9 protein-coding genes and 1 riboswitch are annotated in these 7,697 nt (G+C 67.1%); of the genes, 6 read left to right on the forward strand and 3 right to left on the reverse strand.

Annotated elements, in window-relative coordinates; translation table 11 throughout:
- Both WAW17_RS25075 and WAW17_RS25080 read right to left on the reverse strand, forming a co-directional pair.
- Positions 1-1,199 (reverse strand): sacsin N-terminal ATP-binding-like domain-containing protein (locus WAW17_RS25075; protein WP_422335591.1); only part of this gene is annotated, 1,199 nt, incomplete at its 3' end.
- Positions 1,200-1,237: 38 nt separating this feature from the next.
- Positions 1,238-2,095, reverse strand: a complete 858-nt coding sequence (locus tag WAW17_RS25080; protein WP_422335592.1) for a DUF3027 domain-containing protein — start codon at positions 2,093-2,095, stop codon at positions 1,238-1,240.
- An 89-nt stretch (positions 2,096-2,184) separates the two neighbouring features.
- Here WAW17_RS25080 and WAW17_RS25085 point away from each other — a divergent pair, with 89 nt between their 5' ends.
- The 3 genes from WAW17_RS25085 (at position 2,185) to WAW17_RS25095 (ending at position 5,233) form a co-directional block, all read left to right on the forward strand.
- Positions 2,185-3,006 carry a glutaminyl-peptide cyclotransferase gene (locus WAW17_RS25085; protein ID WP_422335585.1) on the forward strand — a complete coding sequence of 274 codons (822 nt, stop codon included), beginning with the start codon at positions 2,185-2,187 and terminating at the stop codon, positions 3,004-3,006.
- 71 nt (positions 3,007-3,077) lie between these two features.
- The gene (locus WAW17_RS25090; protein ID WP_422335586.1) at positions 3,078-4,739 is read left to right on the forward strand and encodes an MFS transporter; all 1,662 of its coding nucleotides are present in this window, start codon (positions 3,078-3,080) and stop codon (positions 4,737-4,739) included.
- A 5-nt stretch (positions 4,740-4,744) separates the two neighbouring features.
- Positions 4,745-5,233, forward strand: a complete 489-nt coding sequence (locus WAW17_RS25095; protein ID WP_422335587.1) for a DUF2771 domain-containing protein — start codon at positions 4,745-4,747, stop codon at positions 5,231-5,233.
- Positions 5,234-5,304: 71 nt separating this feature from the next.
- On the opposite strand, the gene WAW17_RS25100 is transcribed toward WAW17_RS25095, so the two are convergent.
- On the reverse strand, positions 5,305-5,715 hold the full coding sequence (locus WAW17_RS25100) for a cold-shock protein (protein WP_422335593.1): 411 nt from the start codon (positions 5,713-5,715) through the stop codon (positions 5,305-5,307).
- 241 nt (positions 5,716-5,956) lie between these two features.
- On the opposite strand from WAW17_RS25100, the gene WAW17_RS25105 reads away from it, so the two are divergent.
- The 3 genes from WAW17_RS25105 to WAW17_RS25115 all read left to right on the forward strand — a co-directional run bounded on the left by WAW17_RS25105 (position 5,957) and on the right by WAW17_RS25115 (position 7,590).
- Positions 5,957-6,136, forward strand: a complete 180-nt coding sequence (locus tag WAW17_RS25105) for a hypothetical protein (protein ID WP_422335588.1) — start codon at positions 5,957-5,959, stop codon at positions 6,134-6,136.
- A 45-nt stretch (positions 6,137-6,181) separates the two neighbouring features.
- Positions 6,182-6,565: a YccF domain-containing protein gene (locus tag WAW17_RS25110; RefSeq protein ID WP_422335589.1), complete on the forward strand. Its 384-nt coding sequence runs from the start codon at positions 6,182-6,184 to the stop codon at positions 6,563-6,565.
- Positions 6,566-6,794: 229 nt separating this feature from the next.
- A riboswitch (cyclic di-AMP (ydaO/yuaA leader) is annotated at positions 6,795-7,009 on the forward strand.
- Between the two features lie 8 nt (positions 7,010-7,017).
- On the forward strand, positions 7,018-7,590 hold the full coding sequence (locus WAW17_RS25115; protein WP_422335590.1) for a transglycosylase family protein: 573 nt from the start codon (positions 7,018-7,020) through the stop codon (positions 7,588-7,590).
- The last annotated feature ends 107 nt before the right edge of the window (positions 7,591-7,697 follow it).

Below are 7,697 nucleotides of genomic sequence, written 5' to 3' on the forward strand. Positions count from 1 at the left end.
CTGAGCAGTTCGGTGATGCGCGCCAAGCCGATCCGGTGGGTGTCGACGGCGGCGAGGGCACGCGCGTAGCGGGGGCCGGACAGGTCCGGCACCACCAGTCCGTCGACGAGGTCGACGAGAAGTTCGGCCAGCTCGCCGGTGAGGCCGGGAACCACCGAGGCCCGGGCGGGCGCCCGGTCGGTGCCTCCGACGGTGGGCAGCCATGGATGCTCCCGGAGCTCGGCCACCAGATGTTCGCGCAGCTCCGAGTCCAACTCACTGCGGGCGAATGCCGGGATCGGAACGAGTTCGAGGCGCTGCCCGGGAGGCAGAGCGGCCACGAAGTCGGCATAACCCCTCGCGAGTGCGGCCACCGGGACGCCCGGCAGGACGCGTCGGCGGTCGGGCTGCATGGCGACGTCCGCGATCAGGATTGCGGGTATCGAAAGTTCCTCGTCCGAGCGGGTGGGAGCTCGGAGCACGTCTTCGGACACGGGCCGGACACGGCCGTCACGCACGGGAACCAGCCACCGGGCGCGCCCGGTGTCGAACTGCCACCAGTGGTCGTCACCGATCTCGATCTCGGTGACACCCGACGCCAACGGCTTGTCACTCCTGCGAAAGACCTTCTCACCCACGGTGATCGATTCGAGAGCGGGGAGCCCCAGCAGGAGATCGGGCGCCTCGCGGGCCATCGACGCCAGCAGGGACTGCGCGTCCACGCCGTCTCGCAGGGTCAGCACCACCTCCGAGGACGCCCCCGGAACCGGACTGTTCACGGTAGGCCACGCCAATCGAAGTACCGGCACGTCCTGCGGGACCGCCATGCCGGACTCCGCGAGAGCAGCACAGGTCTTCTCCGCCGAGAACACGACGGAACCGGACGTCGAACGCAGTTCCACCTCGTCGCTCACCGACAGAACCGCGGTGAACCCGACACCGTACCGGCCGACGGTCCCCTCGGCCTTGTTCGACGCCCGCAACGCGACGAGCGCCTGGATGCCGGCCGCATCCACTGGGGCTCCCGTATTCGCCACGCTCAGGACACGGCCGTCGAGTCGTACGGACAGGACACCCGGGACGCCCGCCCGCGACGCCGCGTCGGCCGCGTTCTGCGCCAGTTCGGTCAGGACCCGGTCACGGTAACCGGCGCGCACCAGATCCAACTCCGCCGCAGTGTCCTCACGCAGCCTGGTGGGCGACGAACGCCACGCGAGCAGAGTGGATTCTCGGAGCGCAGCGGTTCCGAACGGATCGGCTAGCTGTTCGGCGATGCGGTTTCCCCTGTGTCGGTATCCGTATTATCGGCATCCGCGCTTTCGGCGGCCGGGTTATCGGCATCCGCGCTTTCGGCGGCGGCGGGTTCGGCAGCGGTCTCGACCGTTGAGCCGGGCGCGTCGAGTTGGACCATCTCTACCGCCCCGTCGTCGTAGGCGGCGTACTGAGGCGACCCGGCACCCGTCGGCAGTGTGGTGTCCGAATGGGCACCGCAGCCGTACTCGGCGTGAACCACGTAGCCGTCCTCCGCCATCTCGTTTCCGCACACACCGAACGCGGCGTGGAGCGAGCCGGCCAGTGGAAGATAGAAACCGCACAGAGCGCACGTGGACGGCGCGGCCTTCGCCATCTCGGACTCCGGTCCGTGGTCGCCCTCGTACCACCGCTGAGCGGCGTCGAGACGACCCTCGAGGCTCATCACCTGTCGTCGGCCGAACCCGATCGCAAATGCGGTCTCGTCGATCTCGGGATCGCCGGTGGCGACATAACCGGGAACGAGCCGCGGATCACCGGCGGGCGGAGCCAGCAGATCGCCTGCCGCGAGGTCACCGGGGCGAATCCGCCGGTCCCACGGGATCCATTCGGGCGCAACCAGTGCGTCGGGTCCGGGCAGCAGGGCGAGTTCACTGATGGTGGCATGATCGGAATTCGGAGGGGCAGCCACCACCACGGCCCACTGCCAGCCTCGATAACCGGGAAGATCTGCAGCGAAACGGTGAGTCGCGGCGAACTCGTCCTCGGCGGTGACCCCGAGGTAGTCGCCGACCCCCCCTTCCTGCAGCTCGGCCAGCGCGGCTCGAGCGAGGTCGACGGCGTCGGTCAGTACGGGACGCGCCACTGCGCGCTCGTCGGAAGAAGCAACACTCACACGTCCAGTTTGCCGCACTACCGCAAGTCGGTGCCCACCTGGGCTGGCATGCTGGCCTGATGAGCGCCCGGCGGCACCGCACCGGCCCCCTGCTGAAGGTGACCCTCATCGTCTTCGCGGGAACGCTCGGCTCCTGCGCCGCCCAGGAGCCGACGGTAGCAAGCTCCCGGCAGGCGGCCATGGGCGTGGAGGTGCTCCGGGTTCTCGAACACGATCCGAACGCCTTCACCCAGGGACTCGAGATCGACGGAACCGACCTGCTGGAAAGTACGGGCCGCAGCGGGGAGTCGTGGGTACGAGCCACGGATCTCGCGACCGGCACACTTCGAGCGCACGCGGAACTGCCGTCGCCGCTGTTCGGTGAGGGCATCACCGCGGTGGGCGAGCAGGTGTGGCAGCTCACCTGGCGCGACGGCATTGCCGTGGTCCGGGACCGCGTCACTCTCGCCGAGAAGCGGCAGGTCCCGCTGGACGGGGAGGGTTGGGGCATCTGTGCGCTGCCGCACGCTCTCGTGACCAGTGACGGCTCGGCCACGCTCACGTTCCGCGACCCCGAGACGTTCGATCCGCGCCGCACTCTCGCGGTCGAACCGGACACTGCGCCCGGGACGGACACACCACTCCGGCTCAACGAACTCGAATGCGCCGACGACGGCATGATCTACGCCAACGACTGGCCCACCGACACGCTGGTCCGGATCAACCCGGCGGACGGAACTGTCACCGCGGAAATCGATGCCGGCGGCCTGCGCGCGTCGCTTCCCGACGGCCCGCGTGACATCGACGTTCTCAACGGGATCGCCCAGATCCCCGGAACGGACCGGTTCCTTCTCACCGGAAAGTACTGGCCGCGCATGTTCGAGGTACGTTTCGTCCGCTGACATGCCGGGGTGACCAGCGGTGCCCGGGGTTGCTGTGGTCGTATGTCTCCCCACTAGGACAGAATTGGGGGGTGACCGGACCGCGCGAGCCCTACGACCCCGACAGCCGTCGGGGCGACGACGAGAATCCCGGGTCCACCGTTCATCCCGGTTACGACAATTACCCTCCGGCCGCGGCGCGTTCCGGTGGCAGACGCACACCGCTACCCCCGTTGCATCCGGTGAACAACCCGCAGCGGCCGCGATCCGGCGAACAGCGGGCGCAGGCGCCCAAGGCTCCCCCGATGCCGCGGAAGTTGACGGTCACCCGGGTTGCCGCCATGCGCAGCCGCGAACTCACCAACAAGGGCATCGCCACGTTCCATCGCGCGGCAAAGGCCGACGGCGCGGACAAGTCGGGGCTCACGGCGCTCACGTACGCGGTGATGACAAACAACGCGACGGATGCCGCCATCGCCGTCGCTCTCGCCAACACGCTGTTCTTCTCGGCCGCGACGGGCGAGGACAAGACCAAGGTGGCGCTGTACCTCCTCATCACCATCGCGCCGTTCGCGATCATCGCTCCGTTGATCGGCCCGATGCTCGACCGGCTCCAGCACGGCCGGCGCCTCGCGCTTGCCACTTCGTTCGGTCTCCGGACGATCCTCGCGATCACCCTGGTCTTCAACTTCGACAGTTGGGTGCTCTACCCGGCCGCACTGGGAATGATGGTGCTGAGCAAATCGTTCTCGGTGCTCAAGAGCGCGGTCACACCGCGTGTGCTGCCACCCGAGATCGATCTCGTCCGTGTCAATTCACGGCTCACGGTCTTCGGCCTCCTCGGCGGCACCATCGGCGCAGGCGCCCTTGCGGGCGCGCTGGCCATGGCCACCGGATCGGTGGGCGCGCTGTGGCTGGCCGCAGTGGTGACCGTGCTCGGTGCGTACCTCAGTATGCGCATCCCGTCCTGGGTGGAGGTCACCGAAGGTGAGGTTCCGGCCACGCTCACGTACCACGGCGACGAGCGCCCGACGGAAGTCATCGGACGCACTCGCGTCATGACTCCGGACGGTGCGGCGTCGGTGAAGTCAGGCAAGCGCAGGCAGCCCCTGGGACGCGAGGTGATCACGGGGCTGTGGGGTAACAGCACCATTCGTGTCCTCACCGGCTTCCTCACCCTGTATATCGCGTTCGTCGCCAAGTCCCGCACCGAGCACGAACCGCTCGTCCAGGCCGCCATGCTGGGACTGGTGGGGGCGGCCGCCGGTATCGGCAACTTCAGCGGCAACGCTGCCGGTGCCCGGCTCAAGCTCGGCCGTCCCGCGCTGATCGTGCTCCGATGCACGGGTGGCGTCTGGCTCATCGCCGTGCTCGCCGCCCTCACCGACAACCTGATGACCGCCGCACTGGCCACTCTCGTTGCCTCCGCCGCAAGCGCGCTGGCCAAGGTGTCGCTCGACGCCTCGCTGCAACACGACCTTCCCGAGGAATCGATCGCATCCGGATTCGGCCGGTCGGAAACTGTGCTGCAGTTGAGCTGGGTCGTCGGCGGTGCGCTCGGAGTGTTGCTGCCCACCGAGTACTGGATCGGCTTCAGCGTGGTTTCCGCCGTCATGACCGTCGGACTCGTTCAGACCGTTCTCAGCTATCGCGGACGCACCCTGTTGCCCGGGCTGGGAGGCAAACGGCCGGTTGTGGCCGAACAGGAAATCACCGAGCCCCTCTCGCACGCCCGATCGAACAGAAACGAGTAGTGAACATGCAGGCGCGTACCAAGAAGATCCTGGCACTGATATCGGTGGGGCTGGTGATAGTGCTCGTGGCCTTCGTCGGGGTCGTGTACGCACTCGTCCGTGATTCACCCGCCGAGCCTCCGGTCATCACAGCCTTCGCACACGACCGCGCGGCGCAGGTAACACCGCTGGTGTACTGCAGCCTGTACCTGGAGGACTGCGTCACCAGCGACTTCGCCGAGATCGACGTCCCCGCCGGCTATCCACTCCAGTTGTCGCTTCCGCAGGAGATCGTGGACGCGCCGTGGCGGCTGATGGCGATCTACCAGGACCGGGCGGGCCAACTCGTCGTTCGTGAGGAAGCGCACCACGCCGGCGAGGTGCATGCGGTCACCATCCCGTCGTCCGAGGACCTTCAGCTCGCCGGAGTCGAGATCCAGTTGCCCTCCGCAGTGATCGACGACCGCGGACTCACGCATGCGCGCGCGGCCTGGTCGATCAAGACGGCCGCCTGACCCGCCGACAGCAAAGGGCCCCCGCATGGTGCGGGGGCCCTTCTCGCCGACTGCAGACGGCTGTCTGGAACTCAGCTGTCGAGTTCGCGGGCCACGGCGCGGACTACCTCGGAGATGCGCTGGGCCGTCTTGCGGTCCGGGTACTTGCCCTTACGAAGGTCGGGCTGCACCTTCGCCTCGAGCAGCGTGATCATGTCCTCGACCATCCCGTGCAGCTCGTCCGGCGTGTGCTTCCTGGCTTCCGGCTCCCTGCGTCCGGCGTGCTGGCGCACGGACGGTGCCGGATCGAGCACCTTCAGGCTCAGCGCCTGGGGGCCGCGGCGACCGGCAGCCATTCCGAACTCGACTCGCTGGCCGGCCTTGAGGCCTTCGACACCTTCGGGCAGAGCGGACGCACGCACATAGACGTCCTCCCCCTCTTCCTGTGACAGAAAGCCGAAACCCTTTTCGACGTCGTACCACTTCACCTTGCCGGTCGGCACCGCGTTCACCCGCTCATCGTTTGAGGTGCAGTTCGGTATGCACGTGTCGTATGCATGTGTCGCTCTGCAACCTTGCTATGCAAAACAACGCGCCCCACCTCAGGTGCGGGACGCGCAGGAGCCCTCAGTCTACCTTGCACACACCCCGTCCGACATCCGGGTTTCAGGCGTTATCGTTGCCGGTGTGGCCCACGAATCGTCTCCGAACACTCCACGCACCCCTCGCGGAAAAGATGGCCTGGTGCGCACCGCACTCGCACTCTTCGCCGTCGGGGTCGTCGCGATCACGGCCATCTTCCTCACCCCACTACTCACCGACAGCGACCCCGGCCTCGTCCTGTACGTGATCGCGCTCGCGTGCCCCCTCGGTTTTCTTCTCGGCATCATCGCGGCGTTGAGACAGGGCAGACGCGCGCGCTGACAGGACCTTCGCCTGCCTCCTCCTACATCTTCCGACGGGACGATCATGAGACTGCTCCTCAACATCATCTGGCTGATATTCGGTGGACTGTGGCTCGCACTGGGTTACTTCCTGGCAGGGATCGTCTGCTGCATTCTGATAATCACCATTCCGTTCGGCATCGCATCGTTCCGGGTGGGCGTCTACGCGCTGTGGCCCTTCGGGAAGACGGTCGTCAACAAGCCCACTGCCGGAGTCGGCTCACTGGTCGGCAACGTGATCTGGGTCATCGTGGCGGGATTGTGGCTCGCGATCGGGCACCTCGTCACCGCACTGGCGATGGCGATCACGATCATCGGCATCCCTCTGGCGGTCGCGAATCTCAAGATGATTCCCATCTCGCTGATGCCCCTCGGCAAAGACATTGTCGACGCACCACGGATCGTGTGACGTTTCTCACATAACGTCCGGATAACGGTAGGGCAACGGCGAGACGATCAACTGCCCTCATCGCTACTAGCTGGGAAGAGTCCGGCGAACGCCAATCAGGCTCTACATCAACCGAAGACACTCCGCGTTATCAAATGGTGACATCGAGGCCTCGGCCCATTACCGTCGTCACCGGTCGAGCAAATCTCGGCCACATCCGGCCCGCCGCGCCAAACCCTGTCCCGCGGGTACCGGAGTCCCGACGAAGCATTCCAGGGACGGGGACGGGGGACCCAACAGTCCTCCAGGGAACGACAGTTCCCAGAAGGACACCGGTCCGGCCGTGCAGCGCACGACTCGACCTCGGGGTGAAGCCAGACCCTCTCCAGCCAGGAGAGGAGAGGCCGGGCGACCTCTCAGCCCGAACCCGACAGCTGACCTCGCAGGCGCGTGTGGAGAGGATCTCGACCACAATGAGCGGACGCCATCGCAAGCCCACCACCACCGGCCGCACCGTCGCCAAGGTTGCCGTCACCGGCGCCATCATGGGCGTCGCCGGAGCCGCCTTCTCGGGCACCGCAAACGCTGCCCCCGATTCCGATTGGGACCGCCTCGCACAGTGCGAGTCCGGTGGAAACTGGGGCATCAACACCGGTAACGGTTTCCAGGGCGGACTCCAGTTCTCGCCCAGCACCTGGAACGCACACGGCGGCACCCAGTATGCCGCCGCCGCCAACCAGGCTTCTCGCGAAGAGCAGATCGTCGTCGCCGAGCGCGTGCTCGATTCCCAGGGCTGGGGCGCATGGCCGTCCTGCTCCTCGAGCCTCGGTCTGAGCAGCGCTCCCACCGCACGCCAGGCGCCGGCCACCAAGCCCGAGGTCCCCGCCGCACCGGCCCTGCCCGACCTCACCAGCGGCATCCCGAGCACCGCGTCGCCGTATGCCGACGCCGTCGAATCGGCGATCGACGCAGTCAAGGCTCAGGGCATCGACATCGATCCCCAGGTCCTGCAGTTCATCGACGCCAACAAGGCACTGCTCGGGTAGCCGAGCACCAGCAACCCGAGAAGCGGGGCCCCGCCCCAGCCGGGGCGGGGCCCCTTTTTCGAGTGCGGTTTCTAGCGATTGATCACGGTACGCGGATGCGCGTACGG

It is taken from the genome of Rhodococcus sp. (in: high G+C Gram-positive bacteria), from assembly GCF_049286785.1.
Classification (GTDB): Bacteria; Actinomycetota; Actinomycetes; order Mycobacteriales; family Mycobacteriaceae; genus Rhodococcus_F.

Coding starts and splice junctions, on each gene's coding strand:
- WAW17_RS25085 (WP_422335585.1), top strand. CDS start 2,185: ATGAGCGCCCGGCGGCACCGCACCGGCCCCCTGCTGAAGGTGACCCTC.
- WAW17_RS25095 (WP_422335587.1), top strand. CDS start 4,745: ATGCAGGCGCGTACCAAGAAGATCCTGGCACTGATATCGGTGGGGCTG.
- WAW17_RS25110 (WP_422335589.1), top strand. CDS start 6,182: ATGAGACTGCTCCTCAACATCATCTGGCTGATATTCGGTGGACTGTGG.
- WAW17_RS25115 (WP_422335590.1), top strand. CDS start 7,018: ATGAGCGGACGCCATCGCAAGCCCACCACCACCGGCCGCACCGTCGCC.